Source organism: Streptomyces sp. NBC_00005 (assembly GCF_045160215.1).
Taxonomy (GTDB): domain Bacteria; phylum Actinomycetota; class Actinomycetes; order Streptomycetales; family Streptomycetaceae; genus Streptomyces.
On record NZ_CP108316.1, the window covers coordinates 5,212,897 to 5,234,752 of the forward strand.

Consider the following 21,856-nt stretch of genomic DNA (forward strand, 5'->3'; position numbering starts at 1 on the left):
GGCCGGGAGGCCCCAGGGACTAGGTTCCGTGGCCATGGCGACCTATTCGCAGGACCCCGGCGCCCCCGACGCCGCGTACCTCAGCTTCTGGCGGGAGCGGCACCTGTGCACGCTGACGACCCCGCGCCCGGACGGCAGCCCGCACGTCGTGCCCGTCGGGGTCACATACGATCCCGGGGCCCGCCTTGCTCGGGTGATCGCGAACAAGACGAGCACGAAGGTGACGAACGTGCTCGCCGCGGGGGCCGCGGGCGCCCGGGTCGCGGTGTGCCAGGTGGCCGGGCGGCGGTGGGCCACGCTGGAGGGCCGGGCCTTCGTACGGACCGAGCGTGACCTGGTCGCGGAGGCGGAACGGCGCTATGCCGAGCGCTACGAGCGGACGCCGGGGCCGAACCCGTCCCGCGTGGTGATCGAGATCGAGCTGACGCGGGCGATGGGGCTCGGATGACTGTTTTCAGCCACAGAACAGCGTCGGCCAAATATGCCGTTACCGGAAAAAGGCCCGCAAAACTGCAGCGGCGTCACCGTGTTCAGGTCACGGTGACGCCGCTGCGGGGGGAAGCACCTGAGCGATCTGTTACGACGGGGGAATCGCTTCAGGCACTGCGGGGGGTGGCTGAGATGGTCCGAACATCGGGGGTTTCCGGTTCCACCAGCCGGTGGTCTCGTTGGTCGAGATTCACAAAGATCATTCCGTACCTGATGGCACATCGCACGGGCTGCGGCGCCCCCCGAGGCCGCCGCAGACACCGGTACGCCCGTACGTCCTCGTCCTCGTCGCGCGTGACGACGACCGGCTCACCGAAGACCGTCACCATCAACGAGTCACCGGAGTGGGGGATCGCGGTGACAAGATCGATGAAGTGCCAGCCGGAGCGGTAGGCGGTGGCCATTTCGCGTCGGAAGGAGCGGTCGTCGGGTGGGGTGGTCATGCGTCCGCGCCCGCCGGGGTCGACCAGCCGACGTCACCGGAGCCGTCGGAGGCCACGACGACCCAGCCGACATCCTTCGGAACGCCGGACGCGGTGACCGCCCAGCCGACATCCTGGGCAGAAGTGTGTTCGGTCTTGGTCGGGCTCACCCAGCCGACGTCGAGAGGACCAGCCGCACCGCTGGCCAGCGCGACTACGAAGGCAGTGGCAAGCACCGAGCGAAGCATTCTCTTTTTCATGGTCGGCTTCGTCCTCACTTGATGGCTTCCTCTCCCCCGTGAAACAAGACGATGGCTCATTCAGGCACGTCAATGCCACACAAGAGATGCATCATGTTCCTGCACGTTCAGGACCCTGGGGGGTGGAGATTTGCCATCTAAGAGCACAAAGCCGACACATCCTCATGGCATAGCCGACCTGTGTGCCAACGGTTCGCGTCTCTACGCCAGTGCTCTCAGTTCCGGACGTATCTCCCGGAACGAGGTCGAGTCAGCGCCCTGTTTGCTGGAATTCGCGCTGCTCCACCCCGATCCGGACGACCCGGGCTGGCTGCGCCCGGTTCCTCCGTCGGTGGTGCTCGCGCAGCAACTGCAGCCCCTGGAACGGGAGATCCAGGACCGCCGCCGGGCCACGCTCGACCTGGCGGACACCTTCCAGGCCTTCCTGGACATCAGTGCCCAGAAACCGGCGACCACGCACGCCATCACCGTCCTCGAGGGCATCGAACGCATCCACTCGGCGCTCGACGTGGCGATCGCCGAGGCCCGCGCCGAGGTCCTGACCGTGCAGCCCGGCGGCAGCAGGCCGGAGCACATCCTCAGCCAGGCGCTCAAGCGGAGCAAGCCGCTGATCGAGCGCGGCATCTCCATGCGCACGCTCTACCAGCACACCGTCCGGCACAGTCAGAGCACCTACGCCTACATGGACCAGATGGCGGGCGCCAAGGTTGAGATACGCACGCTCGAGGAGCTCATCGAGCGGCTGATCATCTGCGACAGCACGGTCGCCTTCATCCCCGCCCAGGACGACCGCCAGGTCGCACTGGAACTGCGGCACCCGGGACTCGTCCAGTACCTCATCAAGGTCTTCGAACAGCTCTGGCAGCGGGCCACCCCCCTGCTGGAGGAGGTGCCCTACGAGTCCACCCCCGAGGGCATCACCGGCGTCCAGCGGTCCATCGCCAAGCTGCTGATCGAGGGCCACGTCGACGAGGCGATCGCGCGCCGGCTCGGCATGAACGTGCGTACCTGCCGGGCCCACATCGCCAAGCTCGCGGCCGCGCTCGGCAGCGGCAGCCGGGCCCAACTCGGCTTCCTGATCGCCCAGTCGGGGATTCTGGACCGCGACAGCTGAGTGCTGAGCGCCGATGCGAAGAGAGCTTCCGGATGACCAGCGAGGTGCAGGACCAGGAGAGGCGGCGGGTGGCCCCGGTGCCGCACGCCGAGCACGGCGTGGAGGACCTGTGCGCCGCCGGGGCGCAGTTGTACGAGCGGGCGGTGCGGGAGGGCCGGATACCGGCCCGGGACGCCGTGTCGGCCCCCTGCCTGGTCGACACGGGGCTGCTGCACCCCACGGTCTCCGACCTCGCCTGGCTGGAGCCCGTCGCCCCGGCCGTGGCGCTGCGCCGGTTGCTGCGGGTCTCCGAGGACCGCATCGCGGACGAACGGCGCCGAGGCGAGCGGCTGGCCGAGGCGTTCGAACCGCTCCTGCGGATCGGTGAGCGCCGTACCGGACCCCCGGACGACACCCCGGCGCTCAGGCTGCTCAGCGGCCTGGAGCGGATCAACGCGGCCCTCAACCACGCGCTGGCCGACGCCTCCAGCGAGCTCCTCGCCATCCAGCCGCACACCAGCCACACCCGCATCTCCCCCGAGCGCCGCGCGGCGGCCCTCGCCCGCGACCAGGTGCTCCTGGGCCGCGGAGGCCGTATCCGCACGCTCTACCAGCACACGCTGCGGCACGCGCCCTCGGTGCTCGCCCGCTACGAGCAGCTGGCCGGCGACGTCGAGGCGCGCACCCTCGACGAGGTGACACAGCGGCTGCTGGTCATCGACCGCAAGGTCGCCTTCGTGCCCGCGAGCACGGACAACTCGCTCGCCCTCGAGGTCCGCCAGCCGGCGCTGCTGTCGTTCTTCGTCACGACGTTCGACCGGCTGTGGCGCCTGGCCACCCCCATGTACCCGGAGGCCGTCCAGCACCCGTCCCCGAAGGGCGTCACCCACCGTCAGCGCGCCATCGCGGCCCTGCTCGTCGAGGGCCACACCGACGCCGACATCGCCGACCGCCTCGGCTTGAACGTCCGCACCGCCCGGGTCCACATCGTCAAGCTGGCGGCCACCCTGGGCAGCGAGAGCCGGGCCCAACTCGGCTATCTCATCGGACAGTCGGGGATTCTTGACCGGGAAGAGCGACCGGGGTGACGTCGGCGGGGTGACGCGCGCCGTCGAGGCCCACCTGGGCGATACGGACGCCGAGTTGGGTCCGGCTGGCCGCGCCGAGGGTCTCGGAGAGCCGGGCGATGTGGGCGCGGCAGGTGCGGACGCTTATGCCGAGCCGCTCCGCGATCACCGCGTCCTGGTGCCCCTCCGCCAGCAGCGCCGCGATGGACTGCTCGCGGTGGGAGATGCCCTCGATGCCGGTGTCGGGCAGTGGCGCGGTCAGCGGGATCGCCAGCCGCCAGAGTCGCTCGAAGACCGTGACCAGGTACGCGACCAGGGCCGGGTGGCGCAGCTCAAGGGCCAGGGTGCGGTCCGCGTTGGCGGGGATGAAGGCCACCGTGCGGTCGAAGAGGATCAGCCGGTCGATCACCTCGTCGAGGGTGCGGGCCTCGACCGAACCGCCCATCAGTTCCAGGTAGTTGAGCAGTCCCTGTCCGTGCCGGGCCACATGCGTGTACAGGTCGCGCATGCGAACTCCCCGGCTGCGCAGCGCCAGCGCCCGGTGCAGCCCCTCCGTCAGCTCGTGCTCGGGACGGATGCCGCCCGGCTGGACCGTGAGGACCTCCGTCGTGCACGCCTGGGTGGCCTCGTCCATCGCGGCCTGGATGCGCGACAGCCCGTCCAGGACGCGGATCGCGGTGCCCTCCGCGGAACCGGCGGCCGGCGTCGCGGGGCCCAGGCCCGCGTACCGTTCGACAGCGGTGACCGCCGCGCCCACCCGCCGCTGACTCGCGCTGACCTCGTCGTACACCCCGCGCAGCAGCCGGGTCATGACCTCCTGCGGGGACGTCGGGACCAGCCAGTCCATGTCGTCGGGGTCCGGGTGCAGCAGGGCCAGCTCCAGCAGGCAGGGCACCGGCTCGGCGTCGCAGCGCCTCACGCGGCCCCGTCGTACGGCCCGGGAATACACACGATCCCCGGCGTCGCACAGTCGGTCAGCACCGTGTGGATGCTCGTCCGTCCCGTGCCCGGCCATCGCTCATCCCACCCCCGATTTCGCCGCGTTCCGCAGCGCAACTATGCGCGGACCGGACCGGCTCCGCAACACGGCTCGACCAAAGGTCAACGCCGTAACGCCCCGATAACTCCCGGTTTCTACGGTCCTCCTCCAGCCGTCCTGCAACAAGCTGATGGTGGTCCGAGGCACCCCGCCGGCTCCGCCCCGGTGCGCAAGCTGCCGGAAATGCCGCAGTGATCGTTGTGTTACACAACGCCTCTAACGTCCCCTCATGGCGGACATATTTGACGCATACGCGTTGGCCGATGCGTGGGACGAGATGTTTGAGCGGCCGGGTGAGGTCAGAACCGCCTACGAGCCGGTACTGGCGGCGCTGCAGCCGATCGAGCCGAGTGAACTCAGGTTCCGCGCGGACCAGATGGCCCGCGCCTTCACGGACCGCGGTGTGACCTACGCCTTCGCGGGCGAGGAACGACCCTGGCCGCTGGACCTGGTGCCGCGCATCCTCGACGCCCTCGAATGGGATCTCATCCAACGCGGCGTGGCCCAGAGAGTCAGAGCCCTGGAGGCCTACCTCGCCGACGCCTACGGGCACTGCCGCGCCTTCGACGACGGTGTCGTGCCCTGGCGGCTGCTTCTCAACTCCCCGCATTTCCACCGGGCGGCGCAGGGCGTCGAGCCGCCGGGCGGGGTGCGCATCCACGTCGCCGGCATCGACCTCGTACGCGACGAGGCCGGGGACTTCCGGGTGCTCGAGGACAACGTGCGGGTGCCCAGCGGGGTCAGTTACGTCATCGAGAACCGCCGGGCCATGACCCGGATCTTCCCGTCCCTCTTCGCCGAACAGCACGTCCTGCCCGTCGACGGGTACGCGCAGCGGCTCCTCGCCGCTCTGCGTGCCGCCGCCCCCGACGGGGTACAGGACCCAAGGGTCGTCGTCCTCACCCCGGGCCCCAGCAACGCCGCCTACTTCGAACACGCCCTGCTCGCCCGCCTGATGGGCGTGCAGCTGGTGGAGGGACACGACCTGGTCTGCCGCAGCAACCGCGTGTGGATGCGCACCACGCGCGGCGAGGTGCCCGTCCACGTCGTATACCGGCGCCTGGACGACGACTTCCTCGACCCGCTCCACTTCCGCCCCGACTCGGTGATCGGCTGCCCCGGCATCATGGGCGCGGCCATGGCGGGCAACGTCACACTCGCGAATGCGGTCGGCAACGGGATCGCCGACGACAAACTGCTCTACACCTACGTCCCCGACCTGATCCGCTACTACCTCTCCGAGGAACCGATTCTCCCCAACGTGGAGTCCTTCCGGCCCGACGAACCAGGCCAGTTGGAGGCGGTCCTCGACCAGATCGACCAACTGGTCGTCAAGCCCGTCGACGGCGCCGGCGGCCAGGGAATCGTGATCGGACCGAAGGCCGACGCAAAGACACTCGAACGCACTCGCAAAGCCGTCACCGCCGACCCGCGCGGCTTCATCGCCCAGCGGCCCGTCGCCCTGTCCACCTCCCCGACCCTCGCGGGCGAGCGGATGGCACCGCGCCACATCGACCTGCGCCCGTTCGCCGTCAACGACGGCAACGATGTCTGGGTGCTGCCCGGCGGGCTGACCCGCGTCGCCCTCCAGGAGGGCAACCTGATCGTCAACTCCAGCCAGGGCGGCGGCTCCAAGGACACCTGGGTGCTCGCGGAGGGCCCGGCCGAGCCGCCGGCCACCGTCGGCGAGGGCTCACTCCCCGAGGTGGCCCCGCGCCAGCTCGGACCCGACGGCATCCCCACCGTCGTACTGGAAGGGGCGCAGCAGCAGTGAACGACGTGATCCTCTCCCGGATAGCCGAGGCCCTGACCTGGACCGGCCGTTACGTCGAGCGGGCGGACGCCACGGGCCGCATCCTCGACGCGTATCTGCACCGCATGCTGGAGGACCCCTGGCGCGACGAGGACGTGGCCTGCCGGTCGCTGTACGCGATCCTCGGCGTCGACGCGGGCGACGAGCGCGTGGACATGCAACAGGTCCTGGACCAGCTCGCCTTCGACGCCCGCTCGACCTGCTCGATCGAGGGCGCCCTTGGCGCCGCCCGGCTGAACGCGCGAAGCGCCCGTGAGGCCGTCTCCTCCGAGATGTGGGAGTGCCTCAACTCCACCTGGCACGCCCTGGCCGACCAGCGGCTGGCGGCCCGCCGTACCGGCCCTTACGCCTATCTGGAGCTGGTCCGCCGCCGGGCGGCCCTGTTCTTCGGGCTCGCCGACTCGACCATGAGCCGCGACGACAGCTGGCGTTTCGTCGTGCTGGGCCGCAGCCTGGAGCGGGTGGACATGACCGTACGGCTGCTGTCCGTGCGCGTGCTGGACGCCGCGCACGCGCCCGACTGGCCGACGCTGCTGAGCGCTTCGGGCGCCGACGAGGCGTACGCGCGCGTGTACGGCGGTTTCGGCGACACCCCGCGGGTGGCCGAATTCCTGCTCCTGGACCGGGACTTCCCGCGCTCCGCGCTGCACGCCCTGACCACCGCCGAGGAGTGCCTCACCGCCCTCGGCCGCCCCCGCCAGGACCCGGCACGCCGCCCGATCGGCCGGCTGCGCACCGGCCTCGAGTATCTGGACACACACGCCCTGGAGAGCCAACTGCCCGCACTGCTGGGGGACTTGCAACAGGCCTGCATGGCGTCCGCGGACGCGGTGGCCGAGCGGTTCTTCCCGTACCAGGGGCCCATCGAGTGGGCCCAGGAAGGAGCGTGAGATGAGCATCATGAGCACTCAGGGCACGCGCCGCCTCCGCATCAAGCACACCACCCGCGTCTCCTACGCCCAGCCCGCGGCCTCCTCGCACAACGAGCTCCGCATGACCCCGCTGACGCTCCCCGGCCAGACCACCCTGGACGCCCGCGTCACCGTCAGCCCCGCGACCGCCACCTGGTCGTACTGGGACTACTGGGGCACCCAGGTCACCGGCTTCGACCTGATGGACCCGCACGGCACCCTCACCATCACAGCCTCCAGCCTGGTCGAGACGTCCCCGCCGGAACCGCTGCCGCCGGCGCCCACCTGGGCGGAGGTGGCCGAACAGACCGCGAACTCCCGCCTGTTGGAGTTCGCGGACCCGACGGGCCGTACGACGGTCCCGGCGAAGCTGGTCAAGAAGGCGCGGAAGGCGGCGGCCGGCCTCGACCCGCACGGGACGGCGATCGCGGTCTCGGCCCTGGTCGCCGACCGGGTGTCCTTCGTCCCGGGCGCCACAAGCGTGAACACGTCCGCCGCGGAGGCCTGGGAGCAGGGCGCGGGCGTCTGCCAGGACATCACGCACCTCACCATCGCCCTGCTGCGGAGCCTGGGGCTGCCCACGCGGTACGTCTCCGGCTACCTCCACCCGGAGCGCGAGGCCGAACTGCACCGCCCCGTCGCCGGACAGAGCCACGCCTGGATCGAGTACTGGGCGGGCGACTGGTGCGGCTACGACCCCACCAACCGGACCCGCGCCGACGAGTCCCACGTGGTGGTGGGCCGGGGCCGCGACTACGACGACGTCACCCCGCACAAGGGGATCTACCGGGGCGTGGCGGGCGGCCCGCCGGAGGTGTCGGTGGAGTTCACCCGGGTGGGGTGAACGCCCGGGAGATGGTCGGGGGGCGGCCTGCCGCTCCTCGGCCCTCGTCGCCTACTTCAGGCCGATCGCCGCGCAGTCCGACGCGTACTTCGACGTGCAGATCTGCGAGATCTTGTAGATGCCGTCCGCGACGACCGTCGCCTTGATGTTCTTCTTCGTCAGGGCGGTCACGGTGACGAGCTGCGCGGGGATGTCCTTGTTGGTGGGGCTGTCGACCGTGTCCTGGGTGAGGGCGTCGAACTCGATGTCCTTGCCCTGCACCTTGGCCACCGCCATCTGCGCGGCGGCCTGGGCCTCCTGCGGGTACGACTTGTAGACGCTCATGTACTGCTCGCCCGACACGACCCGCTGCACGGCCGCGAGTTCCGCGTCCTGCCCGGTGAGCGGCGGCAGCTTGGTGATGCCGGCATCCTCCATGGCCTTGACGATGCCGCCGGCCATGCCGTCGTTGGCGGAGTAGACGCCGGCGATGTTGCCCTTGCCGATCGCGTTGATCGCCGCGGTCATGTTGGCCTCGGCGTTCTTCGGGTCCCAGTCCTTGGTGTCGTACGACTTGGCGATCGTCACCTTGCCGTTGAGTTCGGACAGGGCGCCCGCCTTGAACTGCTTGGCGTTCGGGTCGGTGGGCGAGCCGTTCATCATGACGATCTTGTCGGAGGTGTCGACGTCGCTGCCCAGCGCGTCGAGCAGGGAGCGGGCCTGGACCTCGCCGACGAGTTCGTTGTCGAAGGAGATGTACGCGTCGATGGGGCCCTCGGCCAGCCGGTCGTAGGCGATGACCGGGATACCGGCGTCCTTCGCCTTCTTCACCTCACCGGCGATGGCGTGCGAGTCCACGGCGTCCAGCAGGATGATGTCGACCTTGTCGTCGATCATCTTCTGCATCTGGCTCGCCTGCTTGTCCGCGTTCTGGCCCGCGTTGGCGTAGTCGACCTTGCCCCGCTTCTTGGTGAGCGAGGCGACCTGGGACTTGATGATGGGGTAGTCGAAGTCCTCGTACCGGGTGTTGGCCGTCTCCGGCAGGAGCAGCCCGATGGTGACGTCGTTCCCCTTCGTCGGGCTCGCCGAGCTGCCGTCCCCCGTCACGTTCAGCGCGCCGCAGGAGGAGAGCGACAGAGTCATGGCGGACACTGCGACGGCTATGGCGGTACGACGCATGGAGATGCTCACTTCTGGTGTCTTCCGGACGCGGGTGCAGCAGTGCAACCCAGGTGACTGAAAAGCCAACGCGGAGCCGACCCCGGACGTCAAGCAGAATACTTAACGAGTGCGCAACACCACGCCCTGTGGATCTTGTGAAGACATGGCGGAATCGCCTCCTACCGCCCTTTACGGTCTCTGCACTCGCCCACAACCGGCATACGAGAGGGGCCCGGAGGTTTTCTCCGGGCCCCTCTCACGGCTTGATTGCGACGGCCTCAGTCGGACTGCTGCCGCTTCGGCCGCCACACCACCAGCGCGCTGGTCTGCTGCACCTCCTGGTACGGAACCAGGTCACGGCGGTACGACGCGTGCACCGCCGCCTCGCGCTGCTGCATGGCCGCCGCCGCGCCCTCGACCGCCGTCTGGAGTTCGGCGACGCGCTGCTGGAGCGCGGCCACCTGGTTCTCCAGTTCGATGATCCGCTTGATGCCGGCCAGGTTGATGCCCTCGTCCTGGGACAACTGCTGCACGGCACGCAGCAGTTCGATGTCGCGGGCCGAGTAACGGCGGCCGCGGCCGGGCGTGCGGTCGGGCGAGACCAGGCCGAGCCGGTCGTACTGGCGCAGGGTCTGCGGGTGCAGGCCGGAGAGCTGGGCCGCCACCGAGATGACGTAGACCGGGGTTTCCTCGGTCAGTTCGTACGGGTTGCGTCGACGGCCGTCCATCTCTGTCAAGCTCCCTTCGCGGCCTGGAACAGCTCCGCCCGCGGGTCCTCGCCCGCGGTTGCCTCGCGATACGCCTCGAGCGCGTCACGAGCCTTCCCCGTCAGGTCCGCCGGGACACTCACCTCGACGGTGACCAGGAGGTCGCCGCGGGTGCCGTCCTTGCGGACCGCGCCCTTGCCGCGGGCCCGCATGGTGCGCCCGTTGGGCGTGCCGGGCGGCAGCTTCAGGGTGACGGGAGGGCCGCCCAGGGTGGGGACCCTGACCTCGCCGCCGAGGGCCGCCTCCGTGAACGTCACCGGGACGGTGACGGTCAGGTTGTCGCCCTTGCGGCCGAACACCGGGTGCGCGTCGACGTGCACGGTGACGTACAAGTCGCCTGCGGGGCCGCCCCGTTCACCCGGTGCGCCCTTGCCGCGCAGCCGGATGCGCTGGCCGTCCGACACCCCGGCGGGGATGCGGACCTGCATGGTCCGGGACGACTTGGCGCGACCGCTGCCCTTGCAGACGTCGCAGGGGTTCTCCGCGATCAGGCCGCGGCCCTTGCAGTCCGGGCAGGGGTCGGTGAGCGAGAAACCGCCGCCGGAGCCCCGCGCCACCTGGCCGGTGCCGACGCACGTCGGGCACACCCGGGGGTTGCCGTTCGCGTCGCCGGTGCCGGAACAGGCCTTGCAGGGTGACTGCGAGGACATGCGCAGCGGGACCGTCGCCCCCTCGATCGCCTCGGTGAAGCTGAGGCTGACCTCGGTGTCGACGTCCTGGCCGCGCCTGGGCTGCACCCGGGTGGTGCCGGAGCTGCCGCGGTTGAACAGGCCCCCGAAGACGTCACCGATCCCGCCGCCGAAGCCGCCGGAACCCTGGCCGCCCTGGGTGCCGCCTCCGAAGAGGTCACCCAGGTCGAAGTTGAAGTTCCCGCCGCCCGCGCCCGGCCCCGGACGGAAGCCGCCGTTGCCGAAGAGGGCGCGGGCCTCGTCGTACTCCTTGCGCTTCTTGGGGTCCCCGAGGATGTCGTTCGCCTCGGAGATCTCCTTGAAGCGCTCCTCGGCCTTGGCGTTGCCCTTGTTGGCGTCCGGGTGGAACTCGCGGGCGAGCTTCCGGTACGCCTTCTTGATCTCGGCCTCGGTGGCGTCCTTGGGGACGCCGAGGACCTTGTAGTAGTCCTTCTCGATGAAGTCCTTGGTGCTCATCCTCGACGCCCCTCCTTTCTCATCGGTTCAAACTCAGCCCTCGTCCGGGCCACCGCTCTCCTTGTCGTCGGCCGCCTCGGCAGAATCCTGGGAGTCCGCCTTGACGGTCTGCGCCCCCGGCTGGGGTTCGGCCACGGCCACCCGCGCGGGGCGGATGGTGCGCTCGCCGAAGCGATACCCGGGCTGCAGAATCGCCACGCACGTCGTCTCGGTGACGTCCGGCGCGTACGAGTGCATCAGGGCCTCGTGGATCGTCGGGTCGAAGGGCTCGCCCTCCTTGCCGAACTGCTGCAGCCCCATCTTCGCCGCCACGGTCTCCAGCGACTCCGCGACGGACTTGAATCCGCCGACGAGTTCGCCGTGTTCCCGCGCGCGGCCGATGTCGTCGAGTACGGGCAGGAGCTCGGTCAGGAGGTTCGCGATGGCGATCTCCTTGACCGTGATCCGGTCCCGCTCGACCCGGCGGCGGTAGTTCTGGAACTCGGCCTGGAGCCGCTGGAGGTCCGCGGTGCGCTCGTCGAGCGCCTTGCGCACCTGGTCCAGCTGGGCCGTCAGACCGGCGATCTGTACTGCTGCGTCCCCGGCCGGGGCCGCCCCCTCCCCCGAGGAGGGGGAGGCGGCCTGCGGCTCGGCGTCGTCGGGGGTGGCGCCGGAGGGGACGTCAGGCTTCTCGTCGAAACCCGGGGTCTCCTCCGTCACGCGGCACCGTCCTTGCGGTCCTCGTCGACGATCTCGGCGTCGACGACGTCATCGTCGGCCTTGGGGGCCTCGGCACCGGGAGCCTCGCCGCCCGCGGCGGCCTGCGAGGACTGGGCGTCGGCGTACATGGCCTGGCCCAGCTTCTGCGAGACGGCCGCGACCTTCTCGGTGGCGGTGCGGATCTCGGCGGTGTCCTCGCCCTTGAGCGCGGCCTTCAGCTCCTCGACGGACGCCTCGACCTCGGTCTTGATCTCGCCCGGGACCTTGTCCTCGTTGTCCTTGAGGAACTTCTCCGTCTGGTAGACGAGCTGCTCGCCCTGGTTGCGGCTCTCGGCGGCCTCGCGGCGGGCGTGGTCCTCCTCCGCGTACTTCTCGGCCTCCTGGCGCATCCGGTCGACCTCGTCCTTCGGCAGCGAGGAGCCGCCGGTGACGGTCATCTTCTGCTCCTTGCCCGTGCCCAGGTCCTTCGCGGTCACGTGCATGATGCCGTTGGCGTCGATGTCGAAGGCGACCTCGATCTGCGGGACACCGCGCGGGGCCGGCGGCAGACCGGTCAGCTCGAACATCCCGAGCTTCTTGTTGTACGCCGCGATCTCGCGCTCGCCCTGGTAGACCTGGATCTGCACGGACGGCTGGTTGTCCTCGGCGGTGGTGAAGATCTCGGACCGCTTGGTCGGGATCGTCGTGTTCCGCTCGATGAGCTTCGTCATGATGCCGCCCTTGGTCTCGATACCGAGGGACAGCGGGGTCACGTCGAGGAGCAGGACGTCCTTGACCTCACCCTTGAGGACACCGGCCTGCAGGGCGGCGCCGATGGCGACGACCTCGTCCGGGTTGACGCCCTTGTTGGCGTCCTTGCCACCGGTGAGCTCGCGGACGATCTCGGCCACGGCGGGCATACGGGTGGAGCCACCGACGAGGACGACGTGGTCGATCTCGTTGATGGAGATGCCGGCGTCCTTGATGACGTTGTGGAACGGCGTCTTGCAGCGCTCCAGCAGGTCGGCCGTCAGCTGCTGGAACTGAGCCCGGGTGAGTTTCTCGTCCAGGTGCAGCGGGCCCTCGGCGGACGCCGTGATGTAGGGCAGGTTGATCGAGGTCTCGGTGGACGAGGACAGCTCGATCTTGGCCTTCTCGGCAGCCTCGCGCAGGCGCTGCAGGGCCATCTTGTCCTTGCCGAGGTCCACGCCGTGACCGCTGGCGAACTGCTTGACCAGGTAGTCGACGACACGCTGGTCCCAGTCGTCACCACCGAGGTGGTTGTCGCCGTTGGTGGCCTTCACCTCGACGACGCCGTCACCGATCTCCAGGAGGGACACGTCGAAGGTGCCGCCACCGAGGTCGAAGACGAGGATCGTCTGGTCGTCCTTGTCGAGGCCGTACGCGAGCGCGGCCGCGGTGGGCTCGTTGACGATGCGCAGGACGTTGAGACCGGCGATCTCGCCGGCTTCCTTCGTCGCCTGGCGCTCGGAGTCGTTGAAGTACGCCGGGACGGTGATGACCGCGTCGGTCACCTTCTCGCCCAGGTAGGACTCGGCGTCGCGCTTCAGCTTCTGCAGGATGAACGCGGACATCTGCTGCGGGTTGAAGACCTTGCCGTCGAGCTCGATCTTCCAGTCCGTGCCCATGTGACGCTTCACGGAGCGGATGGTCCGGTCCACGTTCGTGACCGCCTGGCGCTTGGCCACCTCGCCGACCAGCACTTCACCGTTCTTGGCGAAGGCGACGACGGACGGCGTGGTCCTGGCACCCTCGGCGTTGGTGATGACGGTGGGCTCGCCGCCCTCCAGAACGCTGACGACGGAGTTAGTCGTGCCCAGGTCGATGCCGACCGCACGTGCCATGGTGATTTCCTCCAGCTGACTTGAGTGGAACGGACTCAAGTGTGCATGACGTCCCGCGCTCGGTCAACAGACCTGAGTCGCAGCGACTCAACTCTTATCCGTTCCTTACACGCAAGTGGCCGCTGACCTGCGTGGATACGGACCGTCGAGCTCCGTACACAGGCACCCGCAGCAGCAGGAGTACGACGATGAGTGCCCCCGCTCCCACCCAGAACACCCCGGACTCGGCGGTCCATCCGATGTGCATGAGCACCCCGACGAGCACCCCGGCGAACGCCCCGATGCCGGGCAGCACGGTCGCCCCCTGGGGGGTGAGCCCCAACCGCCGCAGCCGGTGGGCGAGATGGTCCGGTCCGCCGCGCAGCAACGGCCGCCCGGCCAGCCGCCGCGACAGGACCACGAGCAGTACGTCGGCGCTCGCCACGGCGGTGAGCGCGAACAGCACCCCCGCGCTGGACTCGATCCCGTACCCGGCCCGGGTGAACACGGCCGAGGCGGCGAGCACGAACCCGGTGAACAGCGACCCGCACGCACCGAGCCCCACGCGCGCGGGCGGCCAGTTGTGCATGAGGAACCCGGTCAGCGCGGCGGCCAGCACACTCAGCAGCACCGCGAGCCCGTCCATCACCTCGGCCGCCGCACAGGCCCCGACCCCGAAGGCGGTGACGACTCCGACGGTGCCCGCGAGCGCGTCGGCGTGGTCGAGCACCTTGAACCCGACGGCGACGAAGACGATCCAGCCGACGGCGAGCAGGCCGGCGGGCACCCCGGTCTCGTCGTACGGCACCACGAAGGCCGCCGCCACCGCCGTACCGGCGACGAGGAAGCGCGCCTTGACCCGACGCACGTCCGCGACGAGCCCGAGCGCGGCCACGGCGCCCCCCGCGGCGAGCAGCTTCCCGACCCCGTCCCCGAGGGGTGCCACCCCGGTCCGGTCCCCGGCCACCGCCACCGCACAGGTGGCGAGCACCACGGCCGCACCGCCGAACAGCGGCACGGGGCGCTGCCGCTGACGTCTCCGGTCGACGATCCCGAGGCGCAGGGCAGGCACCCGGAGCAGCGCGGTGAGCACGGCGGCGAGCAGGAGGGCGGTGGTGGCGGCGGCAATCCCGTAGAGCACGGATCTAAGTTAGGGGCGAATGTACCAATTTGGCATGAATAACACGATCGGATCGTCACAGACCTTTAAGGCAACCCTCAGCGACGCAGATCACCGAACGGCTGGCTACAGTGCGATGGAAGATGGGGGTAGTCTCAAACCGACTGCATAAGTTACCGCTTAGTAATGTCGAGGCCCGCCCTCGAACGAAACCCCTCGCAGGCCCGAGGAGCCCCCAAATGCAACTCGCCGCGATCATCGTGTCGCTGGTTCTGACCGTGGTCGGCGTTGCGCTGCTCGCACGCGCCATCGGCCAGTTCGTCCGGTATTTCAAGCTGGGCCAGCCCGTGCCCGCCGGCAGCCGGACCGACAATCCCTACTCGCGCAGCGTGACGCTGGTGCGTGAGTTCCTCGGCCACACGCGGATGAACCGCTGGGGCATCGTGGGCTTCGCCCACTGGTTCGTGGCCGTCGGCTTCCTGACGCTGCCGCCGACCCTGGCGCAGGCCTTCGGCCAGCTCTTCCAGGCCGACTGGACACTGCCGATCGTCGGCCAGTGGCTGCCCCTGGAGATGTACACCGAGTTCATCGGTGTGATGACGGTGCTCGGCATCGTCGTACTCATCGCGATCCGCCTGCTGAACCTGCCCTCGCGGCCCGGCCGCAAGTCCCGCTTCGCGGGCTCCAAGGCGGGCCAGGCGTACTTCGTCGAGTACGTCATCCTCACCATCGGTCTCGCGATCTACGTGCTGCGCGGTCTCGAGGGCGCCATCCACCACGTGGAGGGCTACGAGGCCGGGTACTTCGCCTCGTACCCGCTGGTCCTGGCCTTCAAGGGCCTGAGCGTCTCCGCGCTGCAGAACCTGGTCTACTTCGTCGCGATGGTCAAGATCAGCACCTCGTTCATCTGGATGATCGTGGTCTCGCTGAACACCAACATGGGTGTGGCCTGGCACCGCTTCCTCGCGTTCCCGAACATCTGGTTCAAGCGCGAGTCCGACGGCGGTACGGCCCTCGGTGGCCTCCAGCCCATGACCTCCGGCGGCAAGCCGATCGACTTCACCGACCCCGGTGACGACGACGTCTTCGGCGTCTCCCAGGTCGAGCAGTTCTCCTGGAAGGGCCTGCTGGACTTCTCCACCTGCACCGAGTGCGGTCGTTGCCAGTCGCAGTGCCCGGCCTGGAACACGGGCAAGCCGCTCTCCCCCAAGCTCCTGATCATGTCCCTGCGCGACCACGCGCACGCCAAGGCCCCGTACCTGCTGGCCGGTGGCGGCAAGACCATGGAGGGCGAGGAGAAGGCGTCCGAGGAACAGCTGGGGGACGTTCCCGCGGCAGCGCTCGCGGAAGCCGAGCGCCCGCTGATCGGTACCGCCGAGGAGAACGGCGTCATCGACCCGGACGTCCTGTGGTCCTGCACCACCTGCGGCGCCTGCGTCGAGCAGTGCCCGGTGGACATCGAGCACATCGACCACATCGTCGACATGCGCCGCTACCAGGTGATGATCGAGTCCGCGTTCCCGTCCGAGGCGGGCACGATGCTCAAGAACCTGGAGAAGAAGGGCAACCCCTGGGGGCTCGCCAAGAAGCAGCGCCTGGAGTGGCTCAAGGAGCTCGAGTTCGAGGTCCCGGTCGTCGGCCAGGACATCGAGGACCTCAGCGAGGTCGAGTACCTGTACTGGGTCGGCTGCGCGGGCGCGCTCGAGGACCGCGCGAAGAAGACCACGAAGGCCTTCGCGGAACTCCTCAACATCGCGGGCGTCAAGTTCGCGATCATGGGCGGCGACGAGAAGTGCACGGGTGACTCGGCGCGCAGGCTCGGCAACGAGCCGCTGTTCCAGGAGCTCGGCATGGAGAACGTCATGGCCCTGAACATGGCGTTCGGCGAAGAGCTGGACGACGACGGCAAGGTCGTCCCCGAGTCCGCCAAGCCGAAGTCGGCCAAGAAGATCGTCGCCACCTGCCCGCACTGCCTCAACACCATCGGCAACGAGTACCCGCAGCTCGGCGGCGACTACGAGGTCATCCACCACACCCAGCTGCTGCAACACCTCGTCGACGAGGGCAAGTTGGTCCCGGTCACCGCGGTCGAGGGCATCATCACCTACCACGACCCCTGCTACCTGGGCCGCCACAACAAGATCTACACGCCCCCGCGCGAGATCATCGCCAGCGTCCCGGGCCTGCGTAACGAGGAGATGCACCGCCACAAGGAGCGTGGCTTCTGCTGCGGCGCCGGCGGCGCGCGGATGTGGATGGAGGAGCGGATCGGCAAGCGCATCAACAACGAGCGCGTCGACGAGGCTCTGTCGCTGAACCCGGACATCGTGTCCACGGCCTGCCCGTTCTGCCTCGTCATGCTGACCGACTCGGTCAACGGCAAGAAGAACGACGGCAAGGCCAAGGAGTCCATCCAGGTCGTGGACGTCGCCCAGCTCCTCCTGGAGTCCGTCAAGACGCCGGTCGACCCGGCGGGCGAGGCGGAGGCGGCGAGCGAGCCGGAGCCGGAACCGGTGAAGTAGCCCGCCCCACGGACGCCGTCCGACGCCCCCTGCCCCACCCGGGACAGGGGGCGTCGTCGTCTCCCGACACAAGCGACACGGTGATCTCGCTGCACCATCTGGCGGCTTATCGTCGTCAAAGGGTTATTTGTACGTAGAAATTCCTATTTATTCCACTATCCGGTCTTGAACACTGCCCACGCCGCAGCCAGGCGCTACGCAAGTCAAGGAGAGTGGAAGATGACGACATCGCCGAAACGGCGATCGGCTCTGGCCTCAGCCGCCACGGCTGCTGCGCTCGTCGCAGCGCCGCTGGTGGCCGCAGGGACCGCCCAGGCACAGGACAACCCGTACCCGCCGCACCCGTCGCACTCGGCAGACCATCCGTACCCGCCGAAGCCACCGTATCCGCCGCACCCGCCGAAGCCGCACGAGCCGCCGCACCACGAGGACCCGGGGCACGGCAACGGGCACCACCCCGGCAGGCCGCACCTCGCGCACACCGGTGACAACGACAAGGAGCTGATCCTGGGTGGTGTGGCGGCCGGTCTGGTGGCGGCAGGCGTCGGCACCGTGCTGATCGCGCGCCGTCGCCGCAGCTCATGACGCTGCCAAGACTGCGTTTGACCCTCCGCGGGCGTCCCGGTCACGACCGGGACGCCCGTCGGGCGCGTCTGCACATCCACGGCCCTCTGGCCAGGAAAGCTCTGCTGGCCGCCGCCGTTCTTCCCCCGGTGGCGGCCGCCTGGATCGGTGTCACCGGCTGGCTCGCCCACAACGAGCTCCTTGCCGCACAGCACGACCTGAACGCGCTCCGTGCGTCGATCGCGACCTCGGCGGCGCCTCACCCCGACGCGGCGGTCGCCGCCGGGGCCCCGGCGGAGTCGGATCAGGAACGAATGCTGCGTTCGGCGGCCGCACACGCCGCGCGCGCACACGGCCTCACCACTGGACCGGCCTGGTACACCGCCGCCCAACTGCCCTTCTTCGGCGGCCCCTTCGAAACCGTGCGCGGCATCGCGGAGGCCTCGGACAGGCTGGCCGGAGACGTACTGCCGCCGCTGGTGCGCACCGTCCCCCGACTGTCGGCGGGCGCCCACGCCGGCGGCATCCCGCATGTCCTCACGGAACTGGAGAGCGAGGCGCCCACGTTCGCCCGGGCGGCTCGTGTCGCGGCCAAGGTGCGGGACGACGCCCACCGCCTTCCCCGCTCCACCTGGCTGCCGGCGGCCGACCGCGGCCGCGCGCAGCTGTCGGATCAGCTCGACCGTCTCGCACCGCAGACACGCGACGTCGCCGTCGCGGCCCGGGTCGCTCCGTCCATGCTCGGGGCGCACGGGCCACGGCGCTACTTCCTCGCCTTCCAGAACATCGCCGAGGCCCGGGGCACCGGCGGCCTCCCCGGAGCCTTCGCCGTGCTGCGGACGGACCGGGGCCGTGTGTCCTTCGAACACTTCGGCAACAACACCGAGATCGGCGACGTCCGCGCGGACGTGAACCTCGGAGCCGAGTTCGAGGCACAGTACGGGAACAACGGGCCCGAGAGCTCCTGGGCGAACTCCAACATGAGCCCGCATTTCCCGAACGCGGGCCGCATCTGGACCGCGGTCTGGCGCGCGCACACCGGTCAACGTCTGGACGGCGCGATCGCCATCGACCCCGCTTCGCTGGGCCTTCTTCTGCGCGCCACCGGACCAGCCCGTATGCCCGACGGCACCGCACTCACCGCCGACAACACCGTGGACCTCACCGAGCGGGCCGCGTACGCGAAGTACTCGGACGTCGCCGAGCGCAAGGCGTTCTTCGTCGAGGCCGCTCGTGCGGCCGCCGGACGGATGATGAACGCCATCGACGCCCCGAGCCGGTTGCCGGCGCTGCTGAGCGCCGTGCGTGACGTGCAGCGCGAGGGCCGCATCCAGGTGTGGAGCGCGCACCAGGCAGAGCAACGGCTGCTGGAATCACGGCCGTTCGCGGGCGTGCTCCCCGCCACGCCCGGCCCCTTCGCGGGGCTCGTGGTGAACAACGCGGCGGGCACCAAGCTGGACTACTACCTGGACCGAAGCCTCGTCTGGGCGCCGGGTGCCTGCACGGACACCGGCCGATCGGTCACCGCGACGGTGACGCTCACCAACCGGGCACCGGCCTCGGGCCTCCCTTTCTACGTCACCCAACGCGTCGACTACCCGCCGTACCGGACCCACCCGGGCGACAACCGGCTGCTGGTGTCGTACTACGCCGGCACGGGGGCGAAACTGACCGGGGCCACCCTGGACGGTCGCCGGGTCGATCTGATCCCCGGCGCCGAACGCGGCCACCCGGTGTACACCCTCGACCTGGAGCTTCCCCGGCAGTCCAGCCGCACGCTGGTGCTTCACCTCGACGAGCCGCAGGCCGACCGTCCCCCGACGATCCTGCGGCAGACCCTGGTGACGCCGCTGCGGGCCACCGTGAAGCCTGCGGCCCCGTGCGACGGCTGAGCCCTGACGCGCCGACGGCGAGGCCGGAGCCACGGTTCACACCGTGCCTCCGGCCTCGCCGTCAGGGGTTCAGGATCCCGGCCAGGATCCGGACCGCATCGCGGACCTCCAGGGCCCGCGCCTTGTGTACGCCGTCTGGTGCTCCGTGCGGATCCGCGATGCCGTCCGTCTCGTCGGGCGGGGGAACCACCGCGCCCCGCCGGGAAGCCGCCAGCCGGACCGCCTCGCGTGGTGTGCCGGCGCGGGTCCCGTCCATGAGCCGGTTGAACTCACGGAGGGTGAAACAGCGGCGCAGCGCCAGCGGGGAGAGCCGCACCGCGGCCTCCCGGTGACACCGCTCCAGGCCGAGCACCAGATCGGCGCCCTCGACCTGGCCGACGTCGAGGGACCGGGCGGTGAACCCCCGTACGTCACCGCCGAGTTCGTGGAGGATCGCACTCGTCACGGCGTCCAGGGGGACCGGCCGGGCACCGGTGCCGGCGCTGCGCACCCTGAAGTCCGGCTCCGGCAGTTCGGCGGCCAGCAGCCGTTCCGCGACCGGCGAACGGTGCAGGTTGCCGGTGCAGACGAACAGCACTTCGAAGGCGGTCACCGGGCACACGGGACGGCTCATTTCTCGCCGACGGGCGACCGCTGGGCGGTCTCGACGGGCTCCGCAGGCGCGAGGGCCGGACGGGGCACGGGTACTTCCGCCGGGGCGTAGCCGTAACCGTAGCCGTACCCCTTGTTCTTGAAGGAAGAGGCCATGCTGAAGACGGTGCCGAGGATGCGTACGCCCGTCCGGCTCAGCGACTCGGCGGCGCCACGGATCTGGTCGCGGCCGGTCTTGGAGGCGCGTACGACGAACAGCACGCCGTCGGCGAGCGGGGCCAGGCCGATCGTGTCGGCGACCGGCAGCAGCGGGGCACTGTCCACGATGACCACGTCGTAGGTGCCGGCGAGTTCGCGAAGCACCTCCCCCATGCGGGCCGAGGCGAGCAGCTCGGTCGGGTTGGGCGGCACGGCACCGCTGGTGAGCACTGTGAGCCGGCCTCCGGCCTGCTGCATCACGTCCTCGGCGCCGGCCTGGCCGATCAGCACCGTGGTCAGTCCGGCGTCCTGGACCAGCCCGAAGGTACCGGCCACGGAGGGGCGGCGCAGGTCTGCGTCGACCAGACAGGTCCGCAGACCCGCATCGGCAAGGGAGAGTGCCAGGTTGACGGCCGTGGTGGTCTTCCCCTCACCGGGCACCGAACTGGTCACGACGATCACCCGCGGCCGGTCGTCGACCTGCGCGAACTGCAGGTTGGCACGCAGCTTGCGGAAGGCCTCGGCACGCACGGAGGTGCTGGCGGTGTCCATGGCGATCCGCTGCCGGGCCGAGTTCCTGTCGTACGGGATGGAACCGAGGACCGGCAGCGAGGTGAGCTCTCCCAGGCCGTCGCTGGTCTTGATGGTGGTGTCGAGCGCCTCGCGCAGCGCGACGATTCCGGCACCGAGCAGCAGGCCGCCGAGCACTCCGGCCACGAGGTCGAGCAGCCGCTTCGGTGAGACGGGCTCCCTGGGGATGCTCGCCTGCTGGGTGACGCCGAGCGATACGGGTGAAATGCGGGAGGTGGATGCGTCGCGGTCCTCGCGGGATGTCGGGGCCTGCTTCGGCGTCTCCAGCTTCTCGACGACAGTGATGAAGCGCTCCGCGACGGCATCGGCGATACGCGCCGCACGTGCCGGAACCGTGTCCCGCACCGTGATGTTGATGAGCACGGTGTTGAGCGGAGCCTCGGCGGTGATGCGGGACGCGAGCTGCTCCGGCGTGTACTTCAGCCCCAGTTCGCGCGCCACGGGCTGCGTCACCTGACGCGTGGCGACGATCGCCGCATACGACTGGACACGTGCCTGCGAGAAGGACTGACCCTGATTCAGATCGGTGGTATCCACACCGGTCCGGGTGGCGACGAAGAGCTGAGTACGGGCCTCGTAGACCGGCGTGGTCACCGCGGTTACCGCCTCGCCCGCGCCGATACCCAGCAACAGGCAGATCAGGACGGTCGGCCAGCGTCTGGCGAGTACTTTGAGATATCCACGAAGGTCCAACGTGCATCCCTCACAGGGCTAGAAAATGTACTCTTTTGCGCATATTTGCCAGCTAATGCGCCGCTCAGGATAGGCACAACAGGCCGCTGCCTTCGGGAGCCACGGCAGCACGGGCCCGCAAGGCCCGCCTTCGCGGGGCCTGATCAATCCGTCCGGCCGAAGCCCGAGGCCGA

Annotated in this window: 20 protein-coding genes; 9 read left to right on the forward strand and 11 right to left on the reverse strand. The window is 69.7% G+C overall.

The features are described 5' to 3' along the window. The first annotated feature begins 34 nt into the window (after positions 1 to 34). Positions 35 to 448 (forward strand): pyridoxamine 5'-phosphate oxidase family protein, encoded by a 414-nt coding sequence (locus tag OG303_RS23940; RefSeq protein WP_405870749.1) that lies wholly within the window; start codon positions 35 to 37, stop codon positions 446 to 448. Between the two features lie 148 nt (positions 449 to 596). Here the strand turns inward: OG303_RS23940 and OG303_RS23945 are convergent, their stop codons facing one another. Then, entirely contained in the window at positions 597 to 932 is a 336-nt protein-coding gene (locus OG303_RS23945; RefSeq protein ID WP_016437222.1) for a hypothetical protein, read from the reverse strand. After that, positions 929 to 1,147 (reverse strand): hypothetical protein, encoded by a 219-nt coding sequence (locus tag OG303_RS23950; protein WP_405870751.1) that lies wholly within the window; start codon positions 1,145 to 1,147, stop codon positions 929 to 931. Before OG303_RS23950 ends, OG303_RS23945 begins: the two co-directional genes overlap by 4 nt. Before the next feature lie 154 nt (positions 1,148 to 1,301). On the opposite strand from OG303_RS23950, the gene OG303_RS23955 reads away from it, so the two are divergent. Both OG303_RS23955 and OG303_RS23960 read left to right on the forward strand, forming a co-directional pair. Continuing rightward, complete coding sequence (locus tag OG303_RS23955) at positions 1,302 to 2,285, forward strand: helix-turn-helix transcriptional regulator (RefSeq protein ID WP_405870753.1); 984 nt, start codon at positions 1,302 to 1,304, stop codon at positions 2,283 to 2,285. A gap of 32 nt (positions 2,286 to 2,317) precedes the next feature. After that, positions 2,318 to 3,352 carry a LuxR C-terminal-related transcriptional regulator gene (locus tag OG303_RS23960; protein WP_405870754.1) on the forward strand — a complete coding sequence of 345 codons (1,035 nt, stop codon included), beginning with the start codon at positions 2,318 to 2,320 and terminating at the stop codon, positions 3,350 to 3,352. Here the strand turns inward: OG303_RS23960 and OG303_RS23965 are convergent. Then, entirely contained in the window at positions 3,306 to 4,346 is a 1,041-nt protein-coding gene (locus tag OG303_RS23965) for a LuxR C-terminal-related transcriptional regulator (protein WP_405870756.1), read from the reverse strand. The two genes, OG303_RS23960 and OG303_RS23965, sit on opposite strands and share 47 nt — an antisense overlap. Positions 4,347 to 4,599: 253 nt before the next feature. On the opposite strand from OG303_RS23965, the gene OG303_RS23970 reads away from it, so the two are divergent. From OG303_RS23970 to OG303_RS23980, 3 genes are read left to right on the forward strand one after another with little or no spacing between them, the layout of a single operon-like run. Continuing rightward, positions 4,600 to 6,144 carry a circularly permuted type 2 ATP-grasp protein gene (locus tag OG303_RS23970; RefSeq protein WP_405870757.1) on the forward strand — a complete coding sequence of 515 codons (1,545 nt, stop codon included), beginning with the start codon at positions 4,600 to 4,602 and terminating at the stop codon, positions 6,142 to 6,144. Further along, positions 6,141 to 7,073, forward strand: coding sequence for an alpha-E domain-containing protein (locus OG303_RS23975; protein WP_405870759.1), 933 nt, complete (start codon positions 6,141 to 6,143; stop codon positions 7,071 to 7,073). The genes OG303_RS23970 and OG303_RS23975 overlap by 4 nt, the downstream gene beginning before the upstream one ends. Position 7,074: 1 nt before the next feature. Further along, a complete protein-coding gene (locus OG303_RS23980; RefSeq protein ID WP_405870761.1) occupies positions 7,075 to 7,938 on the forward strand; it encodes a transglutaminase N-terminal domain-containing protein in 864 nt (287 codons plus the stop codon). Between the two features lie 51 nt (positions 7,939 to 7,989). On the opposite strand, the gene OG303_RS23985 is transcribed toward OG303_RS23980, so the two are convergent. The 6 genes from OG303_RS23985 to OG303_RS24010 form a co-directional block, all read right to left on the reverse strand. After that, positions 7,990 to 9,096: a substrate-binding domain-containing protein gene (locus OG303_RS23985; RefSeq protein WP_405870763.1), complete on the reverse strand. Its 1,107-nt coding sequence runs from the start codon at positions 9,094 to 9,096 to the stop codon at positions 7,990 to 7,992. A gap of 260 nt (positions 9,097 to 9,356) precedes the next feature. Next, positions 9,357 to 9,806: a heat shock protein transcriptional repressor HspR gene (locus OG303_RS23990; RefSeq protein WP_405870765.1), complete on the reverse strand. Its 450-nt coding sequence runs from the start codon at positions 9,804 to 9,806 to the stop codon at positions 9,357 to 9,359. Positions 9,807 to 9,811: 5 nt separating this feature from the next. Continuing rightward, positions 9,812 to 10,990 (reverse strand): molecular chaperone DnaJ, encoded by a 1,179-nt coding sequence (gene dnaJ / locus OG303_RS23995; RefSeq protein ID WP_405870767.1) that lies wholly within the window; start codon positions 10,988 to 10,990, stop codon positions 9,812 to 9,814. 33 nt (positions 10,991 to 11,023) lie between these two features. After that, on the reverse strand, positions 11,024 to 11,689 hold the full coding sequence (grpE, locus tag OG303_RS24000) for a nucleotide exchange factor GrpE (protein WP_405870768.1): 666 nt from the start codon (positions 11,687 to 11,689) through the stop codon (positions 11,024 to 11,026). Beyond that, positions 11,686 to 13,533: a molecular chaperone DnaK gene (dnaK, locus tag OG303_RS24005; protein ID WP_405870769.1), complete on the reverse strand. Its 1,848-nt coding sequence runs from the start codon at positions 13,531 to 13,533 to the stop codon at positions 11,686 to 11,688. The genes grpE and dnaK overlap by 4 nt, the downstream gene beginning before the upstream one ends. A gap of 94 nt (positions 13,534 to 13,627) precedes the next feature. Beyond that, the gene (locus OG303_RS24010) at positions 13,628 to 14,653 is read right to left on the reverse strand and encodes an MraY family glycosyltransferase (protein ID WP_405870771.1); all 1,026 of its coding nucleotides are present in this window, start codon (positions 14,651 to 14,653) and stop codon (positions 13,628 to 13,630) included. A 218-nt stretch (positions 14,654 to 14,871) separates the two neighbouring features. Between OG303_RS24010 and OG303_RS24015 the strand changes: the two genes are divergently transcribed. The 3 genes from OG303_RS24015 to OG303_RS24025 all read left to right on the forward strand — a co-directional run bounded on the left by OG303_RS24015 (position 14,872) and on the right by OG303_RS24025 (position 19,610). Further along, a complete protein-coding gene (locus OG303_RS24015) occupies positions 14,872 to 17,154 on the forward strand; it encodes a (Fe-S)-binding protein (protein WP_405870773.1) in 2,283 nt (760 codons plus the stop codon). Between the two features lie 219 nt (positions 17,155 to 17,373). Then, positions 17,374 to 17,739 carry a hypothetical protein gene (locus tag OG303_RS24020; RefSeq protein WP_405870774.1) on the forward strand — a complete coding sequence of 122 codons (366 nt, stop codon included), beginning with the start codon at positions 17,374 to 17,376 and terminating at the stop codon, positions 17,737 to 17,739. Further along, positions 17,736 to 19,610, forward strand: coding sequence for a DUF4012 domain-containing protein (locus OG303_RS24025; protein ID WP_405870776.1), 1,875 nt, complete (start codon positions 17,736 to 17,738; stop codon positions 19,608 to 19,610). The genes OG303_RS24020 and OG303_RS24025 overlap by 4 nt, the downstream gene beginning before the upstream one ends. 61 nt (positions 19,611 to 19,671) lie before the next feature. On the opposite strand, the gene OG303_RS24030 is transcribed toward OG303_RS24025, so the two are convergent. Both OG303_RS24030 and OG303_RS24035 read right to left on the reverse strand, forming a co-directional pair. Beyond that, on the reverse strand, positions 19,672 to 20,202 hold the full coding sequence (locus OG303_RS24030; protein WP_405870778.1) for a low molecular weight phosphatase family protein: 531 nt from the start codon (positions 20,200 to 20,202) through the stop codon (positions 19,672 to 19,674). Between the two features lie 17 nt (positions 20,203 to 20,219). Continuing rightward, complete coding sequence (locus tag OG303_RS24035; protein ID WP_405870780.1) at positions 20,220 to 21,683, reverse strand: polysaccharide biosynthesis tyrosine autokinase; 1,464 nt, start codon at positions 21,681 to 21,683, stop codon at positions 20,220 to 20,222. Positions 21,684 to 21,856 lie beyond the last annotated feature (173 nt).